The 21,377-nt window shown below is 69.0% G+C and carries 18 protein-coding genes; 6 read left to right on the top strand and 12 right to left on the bottom strand.

The window, feature by feature from the left end:
- Window positions 1-68: 68 nt before the first annotated feature.
- The 3 genes from JKV81_RS19455 to thyX all read right to left on the bottom strand — a co-directional run bounded on the left by JKV81_RS19455 (window position 69) and on the right by thyX (window position 3,674).
- Window positions 69-1,754, bottom strand: a complete 1,686-nt coding sequence (locus JKV81_RS19455; protein ID WP_099177852.1) for a ribonuclease J — start codon at window positions 1,752-1,754, stop codon at window positions 69-71.
- 130 nt (window positions 1,755-1,884) lie between these two features.
- Window positions 1,885-2,784: a 4-hydroxy-tetrahydrodipicolinate synthase gene (gene dapA, locus JKV81_RS19450; RefSeq protein ID WP_202076944.1), complete on the bottom strand. Its 900-nt coding sequence runs from the start codon at window positions 2,782-2,784 to the stop codon at window positions 1,885-1,887.
- A 152-nt stretch (window positions 2,785-2,936) separates the two neighbouring features.
- Complete coding sequence (gene thyX / locus JKV81_RS19445; RefSeq protein ID WP_099177850.1) at window positions 2,937-3,674, bottom strand: FAD-dependent thymidylate synthase; 738 nt, start codon at window positions 3,672-3,674, stop codon at window positions 2,937-2,939.
- A gap of 197 nt (window positions 3,675-3,871) precedes the next feature.
- Between thyX and JKV81_RS19440 the strand changes: the two genes are divergently transcribed.
- Complete coding sequence (locus JKV81_RS19440; RefSeq protein WP_099177849.1) at window positions 3,872-4,111, top strand: hypothetical protein; 240 nt, start codon at window positions 3,872-3,874, stop codon at window positions 4,109-4,111.
- Between the two features lie 93 nt (window positions 4,112-4,204).
- The gene (locus JKV81_RS19435; protein WP_124274988.1) at window positions 4,205-4,756 is read left to right on the top strand and encodes an SCO5741 family PH domain-containing membrane protein; all 552 of its coding nucleotides are present in this window, start codon (window positions 4,205-4,207) and stop codon (window positions 4,754-4,756) included.
- 65 nt (window positions 4,757-4,821) lie between these two features.
- Here JKV81_RS19435 and JKV81_RS19430 read toward each other — a convergent pair whose 3' ends face one another.
- From JKV81_RS19430 to eccD, 6 genes are all read right to left on the bottom strand, one after another.
- The gene (locus JKV81_RS19430; protein ID WP_202076942.1) at window positions 4,822-5,274 is read right to left on the bottom strand and encodes a tetratricopeptide repeat protein; all 453 of its coding nucleotides are present in this window, start codon (window positions 5,272-5,274) and stop codon (window positions 4,822-4,824) included.
- A gap of 14 nt (window positions 5,275-5,288) precedes the next feature.
- Window positions 5,289-6,041, bottom strand: coding sequence for a 4-hydroxy-tetrahydrodipicolinate reductase (dapB, locus tag JKV81_RS19425; RefSeq protein ID WP_129265797.1), 753 nt, complete (start codon window positions 6,039-6,041; stop codon window positions 5,289-5,291).
- Between the two features lie 22 nt (window positions 6,042-6,063).
- Window positions 6,064-7,443: a M16 family metallopeptidase gene (locus JKV81_RS19420; RefSeq protein ID WP_202076940.1), complete on the bottom strand. Its 1,380-nt coding sequence runs from the start codon at window positions 7,441-7,443 to the stop codon at window positions 6,064-6,066.
- Window positions 7,440-9,653, bottom strand: a complete 2,214-nt coding sequence (locus JKV81_RS19415; protein ID WP_129267145.1) for a polyribonucleotide nucleotidyltransferase — start codon at window positions 9,651-9,653, stop codon at window positions 7,440-7,442. The genes JKV81_RS19420 and JKV81_RS19415 overlap by 4 nt, the downstream gene beginning before the upstream one ends.
- 270 nt (window positions 9,654-9,923) lie before the next feature.
- Window positions 9,924-10,214, bottom strand: a complete 291-nt coding sequence (rpsO, locus tag JKV81_RS19410; RefSeq protein ID WP_003965855.1) for a 30S ribosomal protein S15 — start codon at window positions 10,212-10,214, stop codon at window positions 9,924-9,926.
- Between the two features lie 177 nt (window positions 10,215-10,391).
- The gene (gene eccD, locus JKV81_RS19405) at window positions 10,392-11,894 is read right to left on the bottom strand and encodes a type VII secretion integral membrane protein EccD (protein ID WP_124276035.1); all 1,503 of its coding nucleotides are present in this window, start codon (window positions 11,892-11,894) and stop codon (window positions 10,392-10,394) included.
- Between the two features lie 246 nt (window positions 11,895-12,140).
- Here eccD and eccCa point away from each other — a divergent pair, with 246 nt between their 5' ends.
- A complete protein-coding gene (gene eccCa, locus JKV81_RS19400; RefSeq protein ID WP_202076938.1) occupies window positions 12,141-16,109 on the top strand; it encodes a type VII secretion protein EccCa in 3,969 nt (1,322 codons plus the stop codon).
- A 109-nt stretch (window positions 16,110-16,218) separates the two neighbouring features.
- A complete protein-coding gene (locus JKV81_RS19395) occupies window positions 16,219-16,812 on the top strand; it encodes a hypothetical protein (protein ID WP_129265792.1) in 594 nt (197 codons plus the stop codon).
- A gap of 224 nt (window positions 16,813-17,036) precedes the next feature.
- On the opposite strand, the gene JKV81_RS19390 is transcribed toward JKV81_RS19395, so the two are convergent.
- Entirely contained in the window at window positions 17,037-17,495 is a 459-nt protein-coding gene (locus tag JKV81_RS19390) for a winged helix-turn-helix transcriptional regulator (protein WP_129265790.1), read from the bottom strand.
- An 84-nt stretch (window positions 17,496-17,579) separates the two neighbouring features.
- On the opposite strand from JKV81_RS19390, the gene JKV81_RS19385 reads away from it, so the two are divergent.
- On the top strand, window positions 17,580-18,761 hold the full coding sequence (locus tag JKV81_RS19385; RefSeq protein ID WP_129265788.1) for an MFS transporter: 1,182 nt from the start codon (window positions 17,580-17,582) through the stop codon (window positions 18,759-18,761).
- A 541-nt stretch (window positions 18,762-19,302) separates the two neighbouring features.
- The gene (locus JKV81_RS19380) at window positions 19,303-20,373 is read left to right on the top strand and encodes a (+)-(1(10)E,4E,6S,7R)-germacradien-6-ol synthase (RefSeq protein WP_129265786.1); all 1,071 of its coding nucleotides are present in this window, start codon (window positions 19,303-19,305) and stop codon (window positions 20,371-20,373) included.
- Between the two features lie 100 nt (window positions 20,374-20,473).
- Here JKV81_RS19380 and JKV81_RS19375 read toward each other — a convergent pair whose 3' ends face one another.
- On the bottom strand, window positions 20,474-20,665 hold the full coding sequence (locus JKV81_RS19375; RefSeq protein ID WP_129265784.1) for a DUF397 domain-containing protein: 192 nt from the start codon (window positions 20,663-20,665) through the stop codon (window positions 20,474-20,476).
- The coding region (locus JKV81_RS19370; protein ID WP_202076936.1) for a DUF5753 domain-containing protein at window positions 20,662-21,377 on the bottom strand (716 nt) is incomplete at its 5' end. The genes JKV81_RS19370 and JKV81_RS19375, both read right to left, overlap by 4 nt.

Raw genomic sequence — 21,377 nt, 5'->3', positions numbered from 1 at the left:
CGGGGCGCCCCGCTCCTGGTTGGCGGCCTGTCGGCGGCCTGCGGCCGACCGTCGGGCCGGCCTGTGCGTCAGACCTCGACGACGACCGGAAGGATCATCGGGCGCCGGCGGTAGGTGTCCGACACCCACTTGCCCACCGTGCGCCGGACCAGCTGCTGGAGCTGGTGCGGCTCCATCACGCCGTCCTGTGCCGACTTGTTGAGTGCGTCCTCGACCTTGGGCACCACCGCGGTGAACGCACCGTCGTCGATGCCCGAACCACGGGCCTGGATGTGAGGACCGCCCACGATCTTGCCGGACGAACTGTCGACCACGATGAAGACCGAGATGATGCCCTCGTCGCCGAGGATCCGGCGGTCCTTCAGGGAGGTCTCGGTGACGTCGCCGACCGAGAGGCCGTCGACGTACACGTAGCCGGCCTGGACCTTGCCGACGATCTTCGCCTTGCCGTCGACGAGGTCGACGACCACGCCATCCTCGGCGATGACGATGTGGTCCTTCGGCACGCCGGTCAGCGCACCGAGTTCGGCGTTGGCCCTGAGGTGGCGCCATTCGCCGTGCACCGGCATCAGGTTCTTCGGCTTGCAGATGTTGTAGAAGTACAGCAGCTCGCCGGCCGAGGCGTGGCCCGAGACGTGGACCTTGGCGTTGCCCTTGTGGACGACGTGCGCGCCCCAGCGGGTCAGGCCGTTGATCACGCGGTAGACCGCGTTCTCGTTGCCCGGGATCAGCGACGACGCCAGGATCACCGTGTCGCCCGGAACGATCCGGATCTGGTGGTCGCGGTTGGCCATACGGGAGAGGGCGGCCATCGGCTCGCCCTGGGAGCCCGTGCAGACCAGCACGACCTCGTCGTCGGGCAGGTCGTCGAGGGTCTTGACGTCGACGACCAGGCCGGCCGGCACCTTCAGATAGCCCAGGTCACGGGCGATCCCCATGTTGCGGACCATGGAACGGCCGACGAAGGCGACCCTGCGGCCGTACTCGTGGGCGGCGTCCAGGATCTGCTGGATGCGGTGCACGTGGCTGGCGAAGCTGGCCACGATGATGCGCTTCTGGGCGTTGGCGAACACCGTGCGCAGGACGTTGGAGATGTCCCGCTCCGGCGGAACGAATCCGGGGACCTCGGCGTTCGTCGAGTCGGAGAGGAGAAGGTCGATGCCTTCCTCGCTCAGCCTGGCGAAGGCGTGCAGGTCGGTGAGACGGCCGTCCAGCGGGAGCTGGTCCATCTTGAAGTCACCGGTCGCGACGGCCATGCCCGCGGGGGTGCGGATGGCGACCGCGAGAGCGTCCGGGATGGAGTGGTTGACCGCGATGAACTCGCAGTCGAACACGCCGATGCGCTCGCGCTGCCCTTCCTCCACCTCGAGGGTGTACGGACGGATCCGGTGCTCCTGGAGCTTCGCCTCGATGAGCGCGAGGGTCAGCTTGGAGCCGATCAGCGGGATGTCGGGCTTCAGCCGGAGCAGATACGGGACACCGCCGATGTGGTCCTCGTGGCCGTGCGTGAGGACGATGCCCTCGACGTCGTCCAGGCGGTCCCGGATGGTGGTGAAGTCCGGAAGGATCAGGTCGATGCCGGGCTGCTCCTCCTCCGGGAAGAGCACACCGCAGTCGACGATGAGCAGGCGGCCGCCGTACTCGAAGACCGTCATGTTGCGGCCGATCTCGCCCAGGCCGCCCAGCGGGGTGACCCGCAGACCGTTCTTGGGGAGCTTCGGCGGCGTACCGAGTTCAGGATGCGGATGACTCAAAAGACTCTCCTTACCACGCGCGCCACGTACCGCTGAGGGCACGTGGCGCGCATGTCATTCGTGCACTTGCTGTTGTCAGGTGGTGTTTCCGCCGCGAGTGTCCTCGCGTATTCAGTTGTGAAGTCCGTGGTTAGAGCTGTACCCCACCGGCAGCCAGATCGATCTTGAGCTGGGCCGTCTCCTGGGCGGTGAGTTCCACCAGAGGGAGGCGCAGCGGGCCGGCGGGCAGGCCCTGCAGGGTGAGCGCGGCCTTGGTGGTGATCACACCCTGGGTGCGGAACATCCCGGTGAAGACCGGGAGCAGCTTCTGGTGGATCTCCGTGGCCTTCTGTACGTCGCCGCCGAGGTGGGCCTCGATGAGCGCGCGCAGCTCCGGGGTGACGACATGGCCGACGACGGAGACGAAACCGACGGCGCCGACCGAGAGCAGCGGGAGATTGAGCATGTCGTCGCCGGAGTACCAGGCGAGGCCGGACTGGGCGATGGCCCAGCTGGAGCGGCCCAGATCTCCCTTGGCGTCCTTGTTGGCGACGATCCGGGGGTGCTCGGCGAGTCGTACGAGCGTCTCTGTGTCGATCGGCACACCGCTGCGGCCCGGAATGTCGTACAGCATGACCGGGAGGTCCGTGGAGTCCGCGATGGCGTTGAAGTGCCGGAGGAGGCCCTCCTGCGGCGGCTTGTTGTAGTACGGCGTGACCGCGAGGAGGCCGTGTGCGCCGGTGCGCTGGGCGGTACGGGCCAGCTCGATGCTGTGCCGTGTGTCGTTGGTCCCGACGCCTGCGACGACGTGGGCCCGGTCTCCTACGGCCTCCAGCACAGCCCGTACGAGCTGGTCTTTCTCCGCGTTGCTGGTGGTCGGGGACTCGCCCGTGGTGCCGTTGATGATCAGGCCGTCATTGCCTGCGTCCACCAGATGGGTGGCGAGCCGCTGGGCACCGTCGAGGTCGAGTGCGCCGTCCGCCGTGAACGGCGTGACCATAGCGGTGAGGACCCTCCCGAAGGGGGTCTGCGGAGTGGAGATCGGAGCCATGGGTAACACGCTACTCGTTGCTCGGAGCGCCGTGCCCCCTCGGGGGGACGAGGAAGAGGAGCCCGGCACTGCCTGCTCGGGGGTTCAAGCAGTGCCGGGTCCGTTTGATCAGCCTAGATGAACTTCACTAAACGTCGCAATACGGACACCGCCTACGGAGCTACACGTCCGTTTTTGTTGAAGGCGGCATGAGTGAGCGGCATGAGGCTCTGCCAGTGCTGTTCCATCTGTTCGCCGACCATTTCGATCTCGCGCTGCGGGAACGACGGCACCTTGGCGAGCTCGTGCTGCGTACGCAGGCCGAGGAAGTGCATCAGCGAGCGGGCGTTGCAGGTGGCGTACATCGAGGAGAACAGCCCGACGGGCAGGACGGCGCGGGCGACCTCGCGGGCCACACCGGCGGCGAGCATCTCCTGGTAGGCCTCGTAGGAGGCCCGGTAGGACTCCTCCATCGCGCGGGTCGTGAGGTCGTACTGCTCCTCGGTGCCCTCGACGAACTCGTACTTGCCGGGACGGCCCTGCTGGATGAGCTTGCGGGACTGGCCGGGGACGTAGAAGACCGGCTCGAGCTCCCTGTAGCGGCCCGATTCCTCGTTGTACGACCAGCCCACACGGTGCCGCATGAACTCGCGGAAGACGAAGATCGGGGCGCTGATGAAGAAGGTCATCGAGTTGTGCTCGAACGGGCTGCCGTGCCGGTCCCGCATCAGGAAGTTGATGAGCCCCTTGGAGCGCTCGGGGTCCTTCGTGACCTCTTCCAGGGACTGCTCGCCCGCGGTGGAGACACGCGCGGCGAAGAGCACGTCCGCGTCGCGCGCGTCGCTCTTCACCAGTTCGACGGTGACGTCACTGCGGAAGTGGGGCTTTGCGGGTTGGGGGGTGTCGGTCACCGACAGGGGTCCTTCCAGAGGTGGCGCTGGGCGGCGACCACTTTACGGGCCGGGCCGGCGGGGCATGCACCTGGCGGTCTCGGGCAGCCGTTCGTGGAGTTTCCTCAACAAGCACGGCGATTCGGGGCACCGATCGGGCCTCTCGTACGTCTGACTCATTAGCAGCACCCGTCACAGAGTTCAAGGAGAGCTTCCTCATGTTCCGCCGGCGTGAATCCGTCCCGTTCTCGTTCGTTGCCGAGGCCGACCGATTCCGCAGTAATGTCACTCCGCCTCCCCGTCGGCGCGCCACGCGCTCCCAGCTGGCCGCCCATTCCCTCGTAGGGCTGACGCTGATCGCCGGCTTCGCCGGTTCGCTGCTCTTCGGTCTGCCCGCCCTCGACACCGACCGGACGCCGTCGCACGGGCAGACGTCCGAGGCCTCCCAGCACCGCTGACCCGTACGGGCCCCCTGGGGTGGTCGGCCGGGGGGCTGCTCGGTAGCCTCACCGGGCACAGCAATCGAGCGTGCTTGTGAGTGAGGATCAGTCGTGCCCCTGCCCTTTCTGACGGCCGACCGCGCATTCGACGCGGACGCGGAGGACATCGCGCTGCCGTTCGACGACCATGACAGCTGGCGGCGGCCCTACCGCCCCGGCCCGTGGCGGGTCGCGGCGGCAGCCACCCTGCTGCTGCTCGCGTCCTTCGTGCTGCTCGCCGCGATGATCATCACGTTCGCCGGGTCGCTGTCCGGCGCCACCGTGTGCTTCGTGGTCGCGGGCGTCGTGATCGCCTGCGCGCTGCGGCTGCTGCGGGTCGGCGCCTGGGTGAGCCGGCACGGCGTACGCCGGGTGGGCTTCCTCCGTACGACCACCGTGCGGTGGGCGGACGCCGCGGCGGTCCGCACGGTGCAGCAGCCGGTGAAGTGGCTCGGATTCCCGCGCACCGTCCAGGGCCAGGCCCTGATCGTGGTGCGCAAGGGCGGCGAGCCGCTGGCGCCGCTGGTCACCGACCACAACGCGGACTTCCTGGCCCGCGCCGAGGCGTTCGAGCGGGCCACGGACTCCGTCGAGGCCTGGGGCGACGAATACCGCACGGGCTGACCCCCCAAGACCCTCAGGCCCTCTCCAGGGGCCGCAGAGACACCCGCAAGCCGGTACGGCGCCGCTCAGGCGCGTACCGGCTTGCCCATGTGGAGGGCGATGGCGCGCTGCATCGCCTTACGGGCGCGCGGGGTGTCCCTGGCGTCCTGGTAGGCGACCGCCAGCCGGAACCAGCAGCGCCAGTCGTCCGGGCTGTCCTCGGTCTCCTCGCGGCGCCGTACGAAGACGGCGTCGGCGGAGTCGCGGTCGATGCGCCCGGACGGGGTGCGCACCAGCTCGTCGACGGGGAGCCCGCCCTCCGCGTCCAGCTCGGCGGCCAGGGCGTTGGCCCTGCGGACGAACTGGGTGTTCTTCCAGAGGAACCAGACGCCGATCAGCGGCAGGATCAGCACGGCCACGCCGAAGGTGACCGTGAGCAGGGTGCCGTGCCGGATGAGCAGGACGCCCCGGCTGCCGGCCAGGACGAAGTAGAAGATTAGGACGGCAGCGGTGACGGCGTAGGTGAGCTTTGCGCGCATGGGGTTGGGCCCAGTCAGTTCAGGTCGAGGAAGTGTTCCAGGCCGAAGGTGAGGCCGGGAGTGGTCACCACGCGGCGGGTGCCGAGCAGGATGCCCGGCATGAAGCTGCTGTGGTGCAGCGAGTCATGGCGCAGGGTGAGGGTCTCGCCCTCGCCGCCCAGCAGGACCTCCTGGTGGGCGAGCAGGCCGCGCAGCCGTACCGAGTGGACCGGGACGCCGTCGACGTCCGCGCCGCGTGCTCCGTCCAGGGCGGTGGCGGTGGCGTCCGGCTGCGGTGCGCAGCCGGCCTTCTCCCGGGCCGCGGCGATGAGCTGGGCGGTGCGGGTGGCCGTGCCGGAAGGGGCGTCCGCCTTGTTCGGGTGGTGGAGCTCGATGACCTCGACGGACTCGAAGTAGCGGGCGGCCTGCTCCGCGAACTTCATCGTGAGGACGGCGCCGATGGAGAAGTTCGGCGCGATGAGCACACCGGTCTCCGGGGACGCGGAGAGCCACGTGTTCAGCTGCGCGAGCCGTTCGTCGGTCCAGCCGGTGGTGCCGACGACGGCGTGGATCCCGTGGCGGACGCAGAAGTCGAGGTTCTCCATCACCGACGCGGGCGTGGTGAGCTCGACGACCGCCTGGGCGCCGCTCTCCGTGAGGGCCTCCAGGGAGTCGCCGCGGCCGAGCGCGGCCACCAGCTCCATGTCGTCGGCGGCCTCCACCGCTCGTACCGCCTCGGACCCGATGCGTCCCTTGGCGCCGAGAACGGCCACGCGCAACTTGCTCATGTGCTCTTTTCCTTACGGGTGGTTAGGAGACCGCTTCCTGGAGGCGGTCCGCCTGCTTGTCCTTCAGCGGGCCGATGACCGAGAGCGAGGGCCGCTGTCCGAGGACATCGGCCGCGACGGCCCTGACCTCGTCGGGGGTGACCGCCGCGATCTTGGCCAGCATGTCATCCACGGACATCTGTTCGCCCCAGCAGAGCTCGCTCTTGCCGATGCGGTTCATGAGCGCGCCCGTGTCCTCCAGGCCGAGGACGGTCGAACCGGCGAGCTGGCCGACGGCACGGCTGATCTCCTCGTCGCCGAGGCCGTCCGTCGCCGCGCGGTCGAGCTCGTCGCGGCAGATCTTCAGCACGTCGTGCACCTGGCTGGGGCGGCAGCCCGCGTACACACCGAAGAGCCCGCAGTCCGCGAAGCCCGAGGTGTACGAGTACACGCTGTAGGCGAGGCCGCGCTTCTCCCGTACCTCCTGGAAGAGGCGGGAGCTCATGCCGCCGCCGAGCGCGGTGTTCAGGACGCCGAGTGCCCAGCGGCGCTCGTCGGTCCTCGCCAGCCCGGGCATGCCGAGGACGACGTGGGCCTGCTCGGTCTTGCGGTTCAGCAGTTCGACGCGGCCCGTGGGGCGCAGGGTGCGGGAGCCCTCGCGGGGCGCCGTGGGGACGGCGTCGGTGCGGCCCAGTGCGCCGGCCCGCTCGAAGGCCTTGCGGACCTGGCGTACGACCGTGGCGTGGTCGACGTTGCCGGCGGCGGCGACGACCAGGTGCGTGGGGTCGTAGTGCTTCTTGTAGAAGCGGGCGATCTGGCCGCGGTTCAGGGCGTTGATCGTGTCGACGGTGCCGAGGACCGGGCGGCCGAGGGGGGTGTCGCCGAGCATGGTGTGCGCGAACAGGTCGTGCACGCAGTCGCCCGGGTCGTCCTCGGTCATCGCGATCTCCTCGAGGATGACGCCGCGCTCGGCGTCGACGTCCTCGGGGGCGATCAGGGAGCCGGTCAGCATGTCGCAGACGACGTCGATCGCCAGCGGGAGATCGGTGTCCAGGACCCGCGCGTAGTAGCAGGTGTACTCCTTCGCCGTGAAGGCGTTCATCTCGCCGCCGACCGCGTCGATCGCGGACGAGATGTCGAGGGCGCTGCGCTTGGCGGTGCCCTTGAAGAGGAGGTGTTCGAGGTAGTGGGTCGCGCCGTTCAGGGTGGGCGTCTCGTCGCGTGATCCGACGTTGGCCCAGATCCCGAAGGTGGCGGAGCGTACGGAGGGCAGGGTCTCGGTGACCACGCGCAGGCCGCCGGGGAGGACCGTGCGGCGGACCGTGCCGATGCCGTTGCTGCCCTTGAGAAGCGTTTGGGTACGGGCGACGGCCCGCCCCTCCGAGGAGGGGCGGGCCGTCGTCACGGAACTACGGGACGTCACTTGTCGGTGTCGTCCTTCTTCTCGTCCTCTTCACCCTCGATGACGGGGATGAGCGAGAGCTTGCCGCGGGAGTCGATCTCCGCGATCTCGACCTGGACCTTGGCGCCGACGCCGAGCACGTCCTCGACGTTCTCCACACGCTTGCCACCGGCGAGCTTGCGGATCTGCGAGATGTGCAGCAGACCGTCCTTACCGGGCATGAGGGAGACGAACGCACCGAAGGTGGTGGTCTTGACGACCGTACCCAGGTAGCGCTCGCCGACCTCCGGCATGGTCGGGTTGGCGATGGCGTTGATCGTGGCGCGGGCGGCCTCGGCCTGCGAGCCCTGCTGGGCACCGATGTAGATGGTGCCGTCGTCCTCGATCGTGATGTCGGCGCCGGTGTCCTCCTGGATCTGGTTGATCATCTTGCCCTTGGGGCCGATGACCTCACCGATCTTGTCCACCGGGATCTTGACGGTGATGATCCGCGGGGCGTTGGGGGACATCTCGTCCGGGACGTCGATGGCCTCGTTCATCACATCGAGGATGTGGAGGCGGGCGTCACGGGCCTGCTTCAGCGCGGCGGCCAGGACCGAGGCGGGGATGCCGTCGAGCTTGGTGTCGAGCTGGAGCGCGGTCACGAACTGCTTCGTGCCGGCGACCTTGAAGTCCATGTCGCCGAAGGCGTCCTCCGCACCGAGGATGTCGGTGAGGGCGACGTAGTGGGTCTTGCCGTCGATCTCCTGCGAGATCAGGCCCATGGCGATACCGGCGACGGCGGCCTTGAGGGGCACACCGGCGTTCAGCAGCGACATGGTGGAGGCGCAGACCGAGCCCATGGACGTCGAGCCGTTGGAGCCCAGCGCCTCGGAGACCTGGCGGATCGCGTAGGGGAACTCCTCGCGCGACGGCAGCACCGGCACGATGGCGCGCTCGGCGAGCGCGCCGTGGCCGATCTCGCGGCGCTTGGGAGAGCCCACGCGGCCGGTCTCACCGACGGAGTACGGCGGGAAGTTGTAGTTGTGCATGTAGCGCTTGCGGGTCACCGGGGAGAGGGTGTCCAGCTGCTGCTCCATGCGGAGCATGTTGAGGGTGGTGACGCCCAGGATCTGGGTCTCGCCACGCTCGAACAGCGCCGAGCCGTGCACGCGCGGGATGGCCTCGACCTCGGCGGCGAGCGTACGGATGTCCGTGACGCCGCGGCCGTCGATGCGGACCTTGTCCTTGATGACGCGCTCGCGGACCAGCTTCTTGGTCAGCGCGCGGTAGGCACCGGAGATCTCCTTCTCGCGGCCCTCGAAGGCCGGGAGGAGCTTCTCGCCTGCGATGTCCTTGATGCGGTCGAGCTCCGCCTCGCGCTCCTGCTTGCCGGCGATGGTGAGCGCCTTGGCGAGCTCGGTGCTGACGGCCTTGGAGAGCGCCTCCAGGACGTCGTCCTGGTAGTCGAGGAAGACCGGGAACTCGCCGGTGGGCTTGGCGGCCTTGGCGGCGAGGTCGGACTGGGCCTTGCAGAGCGCCTTGATGAAGGGCTTCGAGGCTTCCAGACCGGCGGCGACGACCTCTTCGGTCGGGGCCTCGGCGCCGTCCTTGACGAGCTGGATGGTCTTCTCGGTGGCCTCGGCCTCGACCATCATGATCGCGACGTCGCCGTCCTCCAGGACGCGACCGGCGACGACCATGTCGAAGACGGCGTCCTCGAGCTCGGTGTGCGTCGGGAAGGCGACCCACTGGCCCTTGATCAGGGCGACGCGGGTGGCGCCGATCGGGCCGGAGAAGGGCAGGCCCGCCAGGATCGTGGAGGCGGAGGCGGCGTTGATCGCGACCACGTCGTACAGGTGGTCGGGGTTGAGCGCCATGATCGTCTCGACGATCTGGATCTCGTTGCGCAGGCCCTTCTTGAAGGAGGGGCGCAGCGGGCGGTCGATCAGGCGGCAGGTGAGGATCGCGTCCTCGGAGGGGCGGCCCTCCCGGCGGAAGAAGGAGCCGGGGATCTTGCCGGCGGCGTACTGCCGCTCCTCGACGTCCACCGTGAGGGGGAAGAAGTCGAGGTTGTCCTTGGGCCGCTTGGAAGCGGTGGTGGCCGACAGCACCATGGTGTCGTCGTCCAGGTACGCGACGGCGGAGCCGGCGGCCTGCTTGGCCAGGCGGCCCGTCTCGAAGCGGATGGTGCGGGTGCCGAAGGTTCCGTTGTCGATAACGGCCTCGGCGTAGTGGGTCTCGTTCTCCACTAGTGATTTCTCCATACTCGTCGTCTTTCGTCCTGGCGCCCGTGTGGCGCAGGACGGTGCGGAGAAGCGCACCGTGTGTGCGGGGCCGGTCTTCGATCGAAGCTCCCGGGCGTTGTCCCGGGGGCCACTACCGAGGACCGGCGGCGGCCGTGGGGCGCCTCTCCTCGTCTGGTGTTGTACGTCCAGGTTACTGAGCTTGGGCCCGGTACCGCACGTACGGCAAAGGGAGCGGTCCCCTGGAAGTGGGTACCGCTCCCTTCGACAGCGTCTTTACTTGGCGCCGCCGGCCGCGCCACGGCGGATGCCGAGGCGGTCGACGAGCGCACGGAAGCGCTGGATGTCCTTCTTGGCCAGGTACTGCAGGAGGCGGCGACGCTGGCCGACCAGGATCAGCAGACCACGACGGGAGTGGTGGTCGTGCTTGTGCGTCTTGAGGTGCTCCGTCAGGTCCGAGATCCGGCGGGAGAGCATGGCGACCTGGACCTCGGGGGATCCGGTGTCACCCTCCTTCTGGGCGAACTCGGACATGATCTGCTTCTTCGTAGCGGCGTCGAGCGGCACGCGTACTCCTCTTTGATGTTCGATGCGCCCACGAGTGCCCCTGGTCTTGATCTCAGGGGAGCTTCCATGACTCGGAGGCGAAGGTCCGATGAGCGCAGCCCCCAGGATGATCCGGGGACGCGTACACAAACGGCCACTGGTCAGAGTACCAGTCGTTCGGAGCGCCCCTGACGGGCGTCAGCTGGTGAGTGCCCGGATCGAGTGGTAGACGTCGAAGACCGCCAGGCAGAGCGGCAGCAGCGTCAGGAGTACGCATGCTTCGGCGACCTCCAGGAAGCGTCCCCAGAAGGGGGTGACTCCCTTGCGCGGCACGATCAGCCCGATGGCGGTGATCAGCGCGGCGACGCCGGCGACCGCGGCGGTGAGCCAGATCGTACGGATGTCGAGGCCCGTGGTGTCGCCCTTGAACGCGTCCAGGAACAGCTCGGCCGGCGGGTTGAGCGACAGCCCGAGGCCGAGAAGTACGAGTGCGGCGAGGCCTGCGCCCAGGGCGCAGCCGACCTGGGCGGTGTAGCGGAACAGGTGGGCGCGCATGAGCATCGCGGCCCCGGTGGCGAGCGCCAGGAGCTGGCCCCAGACGCTGTCCGAGAAGCCGAGCACCGCGGCGGCGCCCACGGCCACCAGCGCGCATCCGCCGACCAGGCCGAGGAGCAGTTCGTGGCCGCGCCGCGCCTGGGCGGCGATGCGGTCGGCGTCGACGGGGCCCTGCGGGGCGGGGTCGGACGTGCCGTAGTCACCGGTGGTGGTGCGGGGCGGCTCGAAGCCGATCGGGAGCCGGGCGAAGCGGGTGGAGAGTCCGGGCAGGAAGCCGAGGAGCCCCACGGACAGGGGCGCGCAGACGGCCGCGGTCTCGGCCGGCTCCATGCCGGTCATGATCGCGATGAAGGTCACCAGTACGCCGATGGCGGAGGCGAACACGAACGCGACGAAGGTCCCGTCGCCCTCGGGGGCGGCGATCATGAGGATCACCGACACCACCAGGACGGCGGCGCAGGCGAGGAGGAACTGGAGCCTGCCGACGCCCTGTCCCGTGCTGAGCGGCAGGAGCCCGGCGCCGCCGACCGCGGCGCTGGTCAGTGCGCCGATCCCCAGCGCGATGGACGAACCGCGGTCGTCGTAGACGCGCGCGCGTACGCACGCCAGCGCGAGAAGGAGCAGGGCGGCGACGGCCGCGAGGATGCCCGGCAGCCCGTGCATGTCGTGCCGGACGTCGGAGGTCCACAGCACGAAGCCGAGCAGGACCAGCAGGACCGACCCGCCGAAGAGGCCGGCCGAGCGCATGAGGGTGTCGCCCCAGAGCGTGCGGTCCCGGGCGACCGCGGAGGCGACGGCGTCGGAGACGTCGTCGAAGACGGCGGGCGGCAGCGACTCCGAGAAGGGGCGGAGGGACAGCAGCTCACCGTCGAGGATGCGCTGGCCGGCCAGCGTGCGCCCGCTGTCGAGCACCGTGCCGTCCCGGCGCACCAGGTGGTAGCCGACGGGGGCGCCCTGGGTAGGACTCTGCCCCGACAGCCGGAGGATCTCCGGGTAGAGATCGGCGACGGGGATGTCCTCGGGCAGCGCCACATCGACGCGACTGTCGGGCGCGACGACCGTGACCCGGCAGAAGCCGGTTCCGTTGCCGGCCGGAACTCCGGGACCCGGCCGACCGGATCCGGTAGCCGCCGTTTGGGCCGTCATAGTCACGTGCTGCTCCCCCTCATGGTTCTCCTGGATCTCCGTGGAACGCACCCCCTGGGTCACGGGCTCCGACTGCGTCCCGAATGACCCATTTTTTTGCGGTAGTTAGCGGATGCGTACACGCGTCGCGACACCCTACCGCCCTCGGGTGGCCGGGTACGCCAGTAGGATCCTCCCGCGGACGGAACCCGTCGCCACGGGGGCGCCGATAGGAACAGTTCCGTCCGGCAAGGGAATTGGTGAGCTGTGAGCCAGATTGTCGTCAAGCGCCCACCGCGGGCCCTCCCCTCCGAAGTTCCGGGCGAGCAGGTGCAGTTGCAACCTCCGCCCGAGCTGCCCCGCGGGCAGCAGGAGGGGGTGATGATGCAGCTGCTGCCGATGCTCGGCATGGGTGGTTCCGTCGTCTTCTTCTTCATGACGCCGAACCCGATCATGCGGATCATGGGCATGGTCATGATCGCGTCGACGATCGCCATGGCCATCTCGATGATCATCCGCTTCCGGCGCGGCACCCAGGGCCAGCTCGCGGACATGCGACGCGACTACCTGAAGTATCTGACCCAGACCCGCCGTGCCGTGCTGAGGACCGCCCGGCAGCAGCGCGACGCGCAGTTCTACCTCCACCCGTCCCCGGAGCAACTGTGGGCGCTCGTCGCCGAGGGCAGCCGCGTGTGGGAGCGCCGCGTCGGTGACGCCGACTTCGCGCACGTACGCATCGGCCTGGGCAGCCAGGAGCTCGCCACACCGCTCGTCGCCCCCGACACGGCTCCGGTCGACGAGCTGGAGCCGCTGACCGCCGGTGCGATGCAGCAGTTCCTGACGACCCACAGCACGCTGGACGGGCTGCCGATGGCGGTCTCGCTCCGCGCCTTCTACCACCTGACGATCAGCGGCGAGGCGGAGTCCGCCCGTGCCACCGCCCGCGCGATGGTCGGGGCGCTCGCCTCGCTGCACTCCCCCGAGGACCTGATCATCGCCGTCGCGACCGGCCGTGACGCCGCTCCTCGCTGGGAGTGGACGAAGTGGCTCCCGCACGTCCAGGTCCAGGGCTCCACCGACGGGGCCGGCAGCCGCCGCCTGATCACCACGAGCGTCGCCGAGCTGGAGGAGATGCTCGCGGGCCGCCTCGACGGCCGGCCGCGCTTCCAGCCCGGCGGTCAGCCGCTCCTCGACCAGCCGCATGTCGTGGTCGTGCTGGACGGCGAATCCGTACCCGCGACGTCGGCGCTCGCCTCGGCGGAGGGTCTCCAGGGCGTGTCGGTCGTCGAGATCGTCACCGGCCAGGTCAACGGCGCGCGCGGCGGGCTCTCCATCGTGGTGGACCCGCACTCCCTGCAGCTGGAGTCGGGCAACGGCCTCGTGTACGACGGCCTCCCCGACCTGCTGAGCCACGAGGCCGCGGAGGCCCTGGCACGGCAGCTGGCCCCCCTGCACGTGGCCTCGGGCGGGGACGACGACGAACCGCTGCTCGCCAACCTGGAGTTCACCGATCTGCTGAACCTCGGTGACGCCGCCTCGGTCGACGTCAGCCGGACCTGGCGGCCCCGCTCGCAGGCGGAGCGGCTCCGGGTCCCGATCGGTGTGGGTGAGGACGGCGCCCCCGTGATGCTGGACCTCAAGGAGGCGGCGCAGGAGGGCATGGGGCCGCACGGCCTGTGCGTCGGCGCCACCGGTTCCGGCAAGTCCGAGCTGCTCCGTACGCTCGTCCTGGGCCTCGCCGTCACCCACACCTCGGAGACGCTGAACTTCGTCCTCGCGGACTTCAAGGGCGGTGCCACCTTCGCCGGCATGGCGCAGATGCCCCACGTAGCGGCCGTCATCACCAACCTCGCGGACGACCTGACGCTCGTCGACCGCATGGGCGACTCCATCAGCGGTGAGCTCAACCGCCGCCAGGAGATGCTGCGCGACGCGGGCAACTACGCCAACATCCACGACTACGAGAAGGCCCGGGCCGCCGGCGCGCCGCTGCAGCCCATCCCCTCCCTCGTCCTGGTCATCGACGAGTTCAGCGAGCTGCTCACCGCCAAGCCGGACTTCATCGAGATGTTCGTGCAGATCGGGCGTATCGGCCGTTCGCTGGGCGTCCATCTGCTGCTGGCCTCGCAGCGCCTCGAGGAGGGGCGGCTGCGCGGGCTGGAGACCTATCTGTCGTACCGGATCGGTCTGCGTACGTTCTCCGCGGGCGAGTCCCGCGCCGCGCTGGGCGTGCCCGACGCGTACCACCTGCCCAATGTGCCCGGTTCGGGTTATCTGAAGTACGGCACGGACGAGATGGTGCGCTTCAAGGCGGCGTACGTCTCCGGCGTGTACCGCTCCGGCGCGCAGCCGGTGGTGTCCTCCGGTCCGCTGCCGGTGGACCGCAGGCCCGTGGTGTTCACCGCGGCTCCGGTACCCGTCCGCTATGTGCAGCCGACGGAGCGGCCCGGTGTGCCGGAGGCCCGTAAGGCCGAGGACGACGCGCTGGCCGACACGGTGCTCGACGTGATCGTGCGCCGGCTGGAGGGCCGGGGTGCATCGGCGCACCAGGTGTGGCTGCCTCCGCTGGACAATCCGCCGTCGCTGGACGAGCTCCTTCCGGGGCTCTCCGCGGTGGAGGGTCGTGGGCTGACCCAGCCCGGGTTCGAGGGCTCGGGGCGTCTCGTCGTACCGCTGGGTGTGGTCGACAAGCCGTACGAGCAGCGGCGCGACACGCTCTACCGGGACTTCTCCGGTGCGGCGGGCCACATGCAGATCACGGGCGGCCCGCAGTCGGGCAAGTCCACGCTGCTGCGCACGCTGATCGCGGGCTTCGCCCTCACGCACACGCCGCAGGAGGTCCAGTTCTACGGGCTCGACTTCGGTGGCGGTGGCTTGGCCTCGGTCTCCGGCCTGCCGCACGTCGGCGGGATCGCCTCCCGGCTCGACCCCGAGCGGGTGCGCCGTACGGTCTCCGAGGTGTACGGGATCATGGCGCGCCGCGAGGAGTACTTCCGCAGCGCCGGCATCGACTCGATCGCCACGTTCCGCAGGCTGCGGGCGCGCGGCGACATCTCGGTGACCGACCAGCCGTGGGGCGACGTCTTCCTGCTCATCGACGGCTGGGGCAACTTCCGCACGGACTACGAGGCCCTGGAAGCCGCGGCGATCGACATCGCGCAGCGTGGTCTCGGTTACGGCATCCACCTGATCGTCACGGCGTCGCGCTCCATGGAGGTCCGGGCCAACCTCAAGGACCACCTGATGAACCGGCTGGAGCTGCGGCTCGGTGACGTCATGGACTCGGAGCTGGACCGCAAGGCCGCGGTCAACGTGCCGCCCGGGGTGCCCGGACGGGGTCTGACCCCGGAGAAGCTGCACTTCATGGCCGCGGTGCCGCGGATCGACGGCATCAACTCCGACAGCGACCTCTCCGAGGCCACGGCCGCGATGAACCAGGAGGTCGCCCGGCACTGGACCGCGGCGCCGGCCCCGGCGGTCCGGCTGCTGCCCCGCGAACTCCCGGTCCACGACCTGCCCGCGGGCTACGCGCGGCCGGAGCGCGGCATCGCGTTCGGCATCGACGAGAACAACCTGGAGCCGGTCTTCCTCGACTTCGAGCGGGACCCGTTCTTCCTGGTCTTCGGCGAGAGCGAGTCCGGCAAGTCCAACCTGCTGCGTCTGCTCATCAAGCAGCTGACGGAGCGGTACGAGGGGAACGCCGCCAAGTTCTTCGTCATCGACAACCGGCGGGCGCTCCTGGACGTGACCCCGGCGACCCACCTGGCCGAGTACGTGCCCATGTCCAACAACATGGAGCACCACATGGACGCGCTGTACGACCTGATGAAGCGCCGTACGCCCTCGCCGGACGTCACGGCCCAGGAGCTGCGTGACCGCAGCTGGTGGAGCGGCCCGGACGTGTTCGTGGTCGTCGACGACTACGACCTGGTCTCGACGTCCAGCGGCAACCCGCTGGCGAAGCTCACGGAGATGCTGCCGTTCTCGCGTGACGTCGGCGTGCGCTTCATCATCGCCCGCAGCACGGCGGGCGCGGGCCGCGCCCTGTACGAGCCGTTCCTGCAGCGCATCCTGGAACTGGGCGCGCAGGGCCTGATGCTCTCGGGCGACCCCATCGAGGGGGACATCCTCGGCAACGTACGCCCGCGTCCGATGCCCCCGGGGCGCGGCGTCTTCGTCACCCGCCGCCGCGGGAACCCGCTGGTGCAGTCGGGGCTCATGGACGGGGACCGGTAGGGCTTACGTCGGGACCGGGGCGGGCGGTGGACTGCAGGCTTTACGCCGCTGTTGCCGCCCGCTCCGGTGGGAACAGACCTCGGTGAGAAGAGTGGGGGCTCCGAAAGTAATGGTCGTGCTTCTTCTGGTGCTGGCTGCCGGTCTCGTCGCCATGGGCTGCGTCAAGGCGGACCGGGTCCGGCGGTGGCGCCGGTCGTTCAATCCTTCGGCGCCGGAGCTGCCGGATTCCGCCTTTGTCGCCGCGCGCGTCGTCCTCTTCGGGATGGCGGGGGTCGGCATCTTCTCCGCGTTCCAGTTCATGGCTGTGGTCGCCGACGCGGAGTGGAGCGACGACGAGCTGTCCAGTGCGGTCAGCCAGGCCGCGGAAGAGCTGAACGGCACCTCGCGCTTCGGAGACAGCTTCGGCGACGACAGCGGCTTCGACGAGGAGTCCGCGACGATGATCGAGGACGAGGTCGTCGAGCACGGTGGTGGTGGCGCTCCGCAGAGCGGCGTGGATGCCGGCCCCGCTCCCTTGAACAAGCCTTCCGGCGCCGACTACACAGTCCAGGCCGCAGGCGCGGACGCAGCCTTCTGCGTGCACGTCGTACGTACGCGCTCGAAGGACGGGGACTACGAACCCCCGGGGATCGCGGGCAACCCCGGCACCGTGACCGTTCCGAGCTACGACTTCGCGGTGACGAGCCGCAAGGGCGCATGCTGACGCCCCATCCGTCTCAGCCACGTTCACTCCCTCTCGCCCCTAGTTATCGCGGGCCAGAAGGTTGTTGAGCCGGTGGTGCGCGGGTCCGCGGCCGTCCGATGTGCTCCGCACCGGTGGCGCTGTGCTCGGCGGACGCCGATCCCCGCCATCCGCGATTGCCCCCGACGCTGATGGCCGACCATGTCGCCGGCCGCTGGGAGTGTCAGGTGGCCCTACCGTTGCGGTCAGCGCTCGTGCAGCACAGAGGTCGTATCGACGTCCACGGGCCTACCCTGCGCGTCGGTGGGACGCAGCTCCGGGAGCGGGAGACCGCTCTCGTCAACAAGAACTGAGTGCGTCTCAGCCGGGGCGAAGGCGTGCCGTTCGCCCCACTGACGCGTCGCCACGATGACGGCGAAGAGGTCTCGGCCCGCATCGGTGAGGACGTAGTTCTGCCGTCGCCCTGTCGGGGCGGTCTGCCGCTCGAGGATTCCTCGTTCGATCAAGCGTCGCAGACGGTCGGTGAGGATGTTCCGCGCAATTCCGGTGCGGTGCTGGAAGTCGGTGAACGCTCGCGCACCGTCCATCGCGTCCCGAATGATCAGCAGACTCCATCGGTCTCCGACCAGGTCGAGCGTGCGCGCGACGGGGCAGGCGGGATCGGTCCAGGTCATCCCGTCGGCACGGGGCGCTGTGCGAGCCATCACTCCTCCTGAAGAGTTGCGGATCGAAACCATTCTGCCGTACCTTCATTTTGGTTGCAATTTGCTACTGATGGGGGTGTGTCAGTGAGTCTCACGTCTGGCCGGAGGACGCTGCTCGCCGTGATCTGCGCGGTCGCAGTCGCGACGATCTATGTCGCGCAGCCCGTACTGGCCCAGATCGGCGGTGACCTGGGCCTGCCGGAAGCAGACCTGGGATGGATCGTCACGGCGGGGCAGCTCGGCTATCTGATCGGCCTGGCCCTTCTTGTCCCTCTGGGGGACATGTTCGACCGCCGCAAGCTCATTGCCGGGCAGCTGCTCCTCGCCGCCGTCGGCACGGCTCTGACCTCGGTCGCCGCCCAGCTATGGCTGCTGCTTGCCGGGCTGGCCCTCGCCGGCCTGTTGGCGGTCGTCGTCCAGACCACGGTCGCTTTCGCCGCCGACCTGTCCACGGCAGCGGAACGCGGCCGCACACTCGGAGCCGTGACCTCCGGCGTCATCATCGGCATCCTCGGAGCGCGTGTCCTCGCCGGCAGCCTCGCCGCCCTCTGGGGATGGCGAAGCGTCTACGTGGCGCTCGCCGTGCTCCTCATCGCGCTCGCCTGCTGCGTGATGAAGCTCCTGCCGCCCGACCCGCGCGACGTCCGGACCACGTACGGCGCGGTGTTGATGTCCCTGGGGCGCATGTTCCGTGACCGCCTGTTCGTCTCGCGCGGACTGATCGCGTTCTTCCTGTTCGCTTCCTTCGGCACGCTGTGGAGTGGCCTGGCCCTGCCGCTCGCAGCCGAGCCATGGAATCTGAGCCCGGACCGGATCGGTCTCTTCGGAATCGCCGGGCTTGCCGGGGCGCTCGGCGCCTCCCGAGCCGGGCAGGGGGCCGACGCCGGGCGGGCCAACGTCATCACAGGCGGCGCGCTTGCACTGCTGGCCGCGTCATGGCTGGCGACCGGACAAGCGTCCTGGTCGCTCTGGCCGGTCATCGTGGGCGTCGTCGTCCTCGACTTCGCGGTGCAGGCAGTACACGTCAACAATCAACACCTGCTCACAGCCGCGTACTCAGACCGGACGAGCAGCGCCATCGGCGGCTACATGCTCTTCTACTCCCTCGGCTCCGCCGTCGGAGCAACCGGCACGACCGCCGTGTACTCCGTCGCGGGGTGGGCCGGATCCAGCTTTCTCGGCGCCGCCTTCGCCCTCTGCGCACTCCTTGTCTGGGCCGTCAACCGACACGCAGCCGCTGACACGCGACGAGACACGCTCGTCTGACCGCCCCCTGCGGAAGGGGAATCGGTGCATGCCCCATGCCGGACGCACCTCTGTCCGCAGGCAGAGGGTAGGCACCGATCCATGCGCCTGCTGCCGGACCCACAAGGCAGCTCGAAGCAGACCGCCGGCCCAGCAGCGACGCGGAGGCGCAACCAACCTCCTGGCCTCATACGCCTGGTCGGCCTCACGCCAGCATGCGCCCGAGGCCGGTTGCCGCAGCGGGCCGGGGCATGCGCAAGCCTCGCGCCGGTCCGGCGAGGTAGAACTCCGTGGCCGACCCGTGAATCGGTGAATCCTGAACTTTCAAGAGTCACTTTCGGGCCAACTGTGTGCCGGGGGTGATCAACCGCAAACGGTGCGTGATCAACCACTTTCGCACCTCTCACAGGCGCCGAAGGCGTTGCCAGGTGCCCGTTCCGGGGGTGAGGGGCACGGTCGTCCGCGAGCCAAGCAGGCTGGAAAGGGCTGTACCCGTTCCCCCTACACCTTGCTAACTTCCGGGTCTCAGAGGCATTGAAAAGTACATGCGAAAGGGCGGTACATGACCTCCCCAGCTCCAGCGCCGAAGATCCCTCAGCTGTGGGTTCCGCTTCCCTCCGGAATCCACCCGAGTTGGCGTGAGATCGACGAACGGTCAGCCGCGTGGCTCGACCGATTCGGCCTCTACTCCGACCGGGCGCAGCGCGAACGGCTGACGCGAATCTCCGTGGGCGAGATAACCAGCCGTGGCGCCCCCGCAGGGCGCCTCGGTGCGTTGCAGTGGACCTCCGACTTCCTGATGTGGCTCTTCGCGTTCGACGACGAGTTCTGCGACGAGGGGCCGGTCGCGGCATCCCCGGACGAGACCCTGCTCATCATCACCAAGCTCCAGCGTGTCGTCGACGTCCCCTGGGCAGCACGCGCCGACGACAACTACAGCGCCGCGTTACGTGAGTTGCGGCTGCGGCTCGACGGCCTGACCACGCCCGTGCAGACCGCACGCTGGGCCGCGAGCTTCCGTGCCTACCTCCAGGGCCAGATCTGGATGGCCGCCAACAGCGCCCAGGGGCGGATCCCCACGCTCTCCGACCACCTGGCGGTCCGGCTCGACTCCTCCGGAGTCAAGATCTTCTCGACGCTCAGCGAGATCATCCACGGATACGACCTGCCTGCGGCCGACTACGAGCGCCACGACGTCCGTGGGTTCGTCGAGGTCTTCGCCTCGATCATCGGCTGGTCCAACGACCTGGTCTCGTACCACAAGGAGCGGCAACGCAGCCAGGAAGGCTACGGCAACATCGTCGACCTGATCGCGTACGAGCGGAAATGCTCCCTCGAAGAAGCGGTGAGCGAGACCGCCATGATGCACACCCGCGCCATGGCCCTCTACCTTCGTCTCCGCGACCAGATCCTGAGCGACGCCGGTCCTGAACTCCGCCGGTGGATCACGGACTGCGACTCCTGGATCCGCGCCGACTACGACTGGTCCCTCACCACCAACCGCTACGTCAACCCGGAGAACCCCGCCGACCTGCCGGCCGGCAGCGCGGCTTCCCCCTTCCAGGAACGGGAGGCGGACCAGCCTCTGCCGATCGCCAGCATCGGCTGGTGGTGGACGCTGGTGAAGAACTAGTCACCACGGGTTCGTCATCGTTTCGTCCGGCACGGCCGGCGTGCCGGACGAGCTGGGGGTATCGGAGGAGTAGGTCAGGAGGCTGCCCCAGCGTCCCCGTTTACACCGTTGAGCCGGCTGCAAGCGTCGTGAACGCCGACCATGCAGCCAGGGATACGCTCAGCGGACGCTTCTGCGTACATTTCGAGTCCCGGATGAGAACGGTTGCCTGGTGTGCCGCCACTTCGACGCAGTTGTCGCCCGAGCTGCCGCTGTAGCTGCTCCTGAGCCAAACCGGCTCTCTCGTGCTCATAGTTCTCCTCGCATCTGCTCCAACAGGCTTACGGTGGCTTCGCGGCCGAGGGCCTGCGAGCGCAGCTTGCCATAGCGCTGGAGCATGGCGCTCACGTCATTCGGTGACGTGATGAGAATGCTCGACTGCTGTCCCTCGGAGTAGCCCACCCACTCGTGCTGCCGGGTCTCGGCCAGGTACATCAGGCCGTCGATGCCGGCGTGGTCGTACTGGCGCAGGGGCATGACCTGGATCTCGACGTTACGCCGCATGCTCTGCTCAAGCAGATACTCCAAGAGCTGACGAATGACGTCGGGCCCGCCCATGTACCGTTCCAGCAGTGCCTGTTCAATGATGAAGCTGAATGCCGTGTTCGGCCTGTCGGTCAGGAGTTGCTGTCGCTCCAGCCGGGCGGTCACCTGGTGCTCGATCTGCTCTTCGGACAGGGGCGGTAGCCGTCGTTCGAAGATCGCCCGGATATACGCCTCCGGCTGCAACAACCCCGGGATCGCCCGGCACTCGTACGCGCACAGCGTGATCGCCTCCTCCTCGATCCCCGCCCACTGCCGGAACCACGACGCCAGCCCAACCTTTCGCGTCAGGCTCCGCGCAGCCGCCGCGAGCACCCGCGCAGCCGTCGTCCCCAACACCTCCTCCGAGCGCTCCAGCAGGTCCCTCGGCGGGAACCGCTTCCCCTGCTCGATCTTGGCGATGTACGCCGCCGAGTACTGCA

This window comes from Streptomyces silvae (genome assembly GCF_016745505.1).
Lineage (GTDB): Bacteria > Actinomycetota > Actinomycetes > Streptomycetales > Streptomycetaceae > Streptomyces > Streptomyces silvae.
This window is presented reverse-complemented; position numbering and strand designations above follow the sequence as displayed.

What these genes read in the sequence shown, in the direction of transcription:
- dapA (WP_202076944.1), bottom strand. Translation starts at nt 2,784, where the DNA reads ATGGCTCCGATCTCCACTCCGCAGACCCCCTTCGGGAGGGTCCTCACC.
- JKV81_RS19440 (WP_099177849.1), top strand. Translation starts at nt 3,872, where the DNA reads ATGTTCCGCCGGCGTGAATCCGTCCCGTTCTCGTTCGTTGCCGAGGCC.
- JKV81_RS19430 (WP_202076942.1), bottom strand. Translation starts at nt 5,274, where the DNA reads ATGCGCGCAAAGCTCACCTACGCCGTCACCGCTGCCGTCCTAATCTTC.
- dapB (WP_129265797.1), bottom strand. Translation starts at nt 6,041, where the DNA reads ATGAGCAAGTTGCGCGTGGCCGTTCTCGGCGCCAAGGGACGCATCGGG.
- eccD (WP_124276035.1), bottom strand. Translation starts at nt 11,894, where the DNA reads ATGACGGCCCAAACGGCGGCTACCGGATCCGGTCGGCCGGGTCCCGGA.
- JKV81_RS19395 (WP_129265792.1), top strand. Translation starts at nt 16,219, where the DNA reads ATGGTCGTGCTTCTTCTGGTGCTGGCTGCCGGTCTCGTCGCCATGGGC.
- JKV81_RS19390 (WP_129265790.1), bottom strand. Translation starts at nt 17,495, where the DNA reads ATGGCTCGCACAGCGCCCCGTGCCGACGGGATGACCTGGACCGATCCC.
- JKV81_RS19380 (WP_129265786.1), top strand. Translation starts at nt 19,303, where the DNA reads ATGACCTCCCCAGCTCCAGCGCCGAAGATCCCTCAGCTGTGGGTTCCG.
- JKV81_RS19375 (WP_129265784.1), bottom strand. Translation starts at nt 20,665, where the DNA reads ATGAGCACGAGAGAGCCGGTTTGGCTCAGGAGCAGCTACAGCGGCAGC.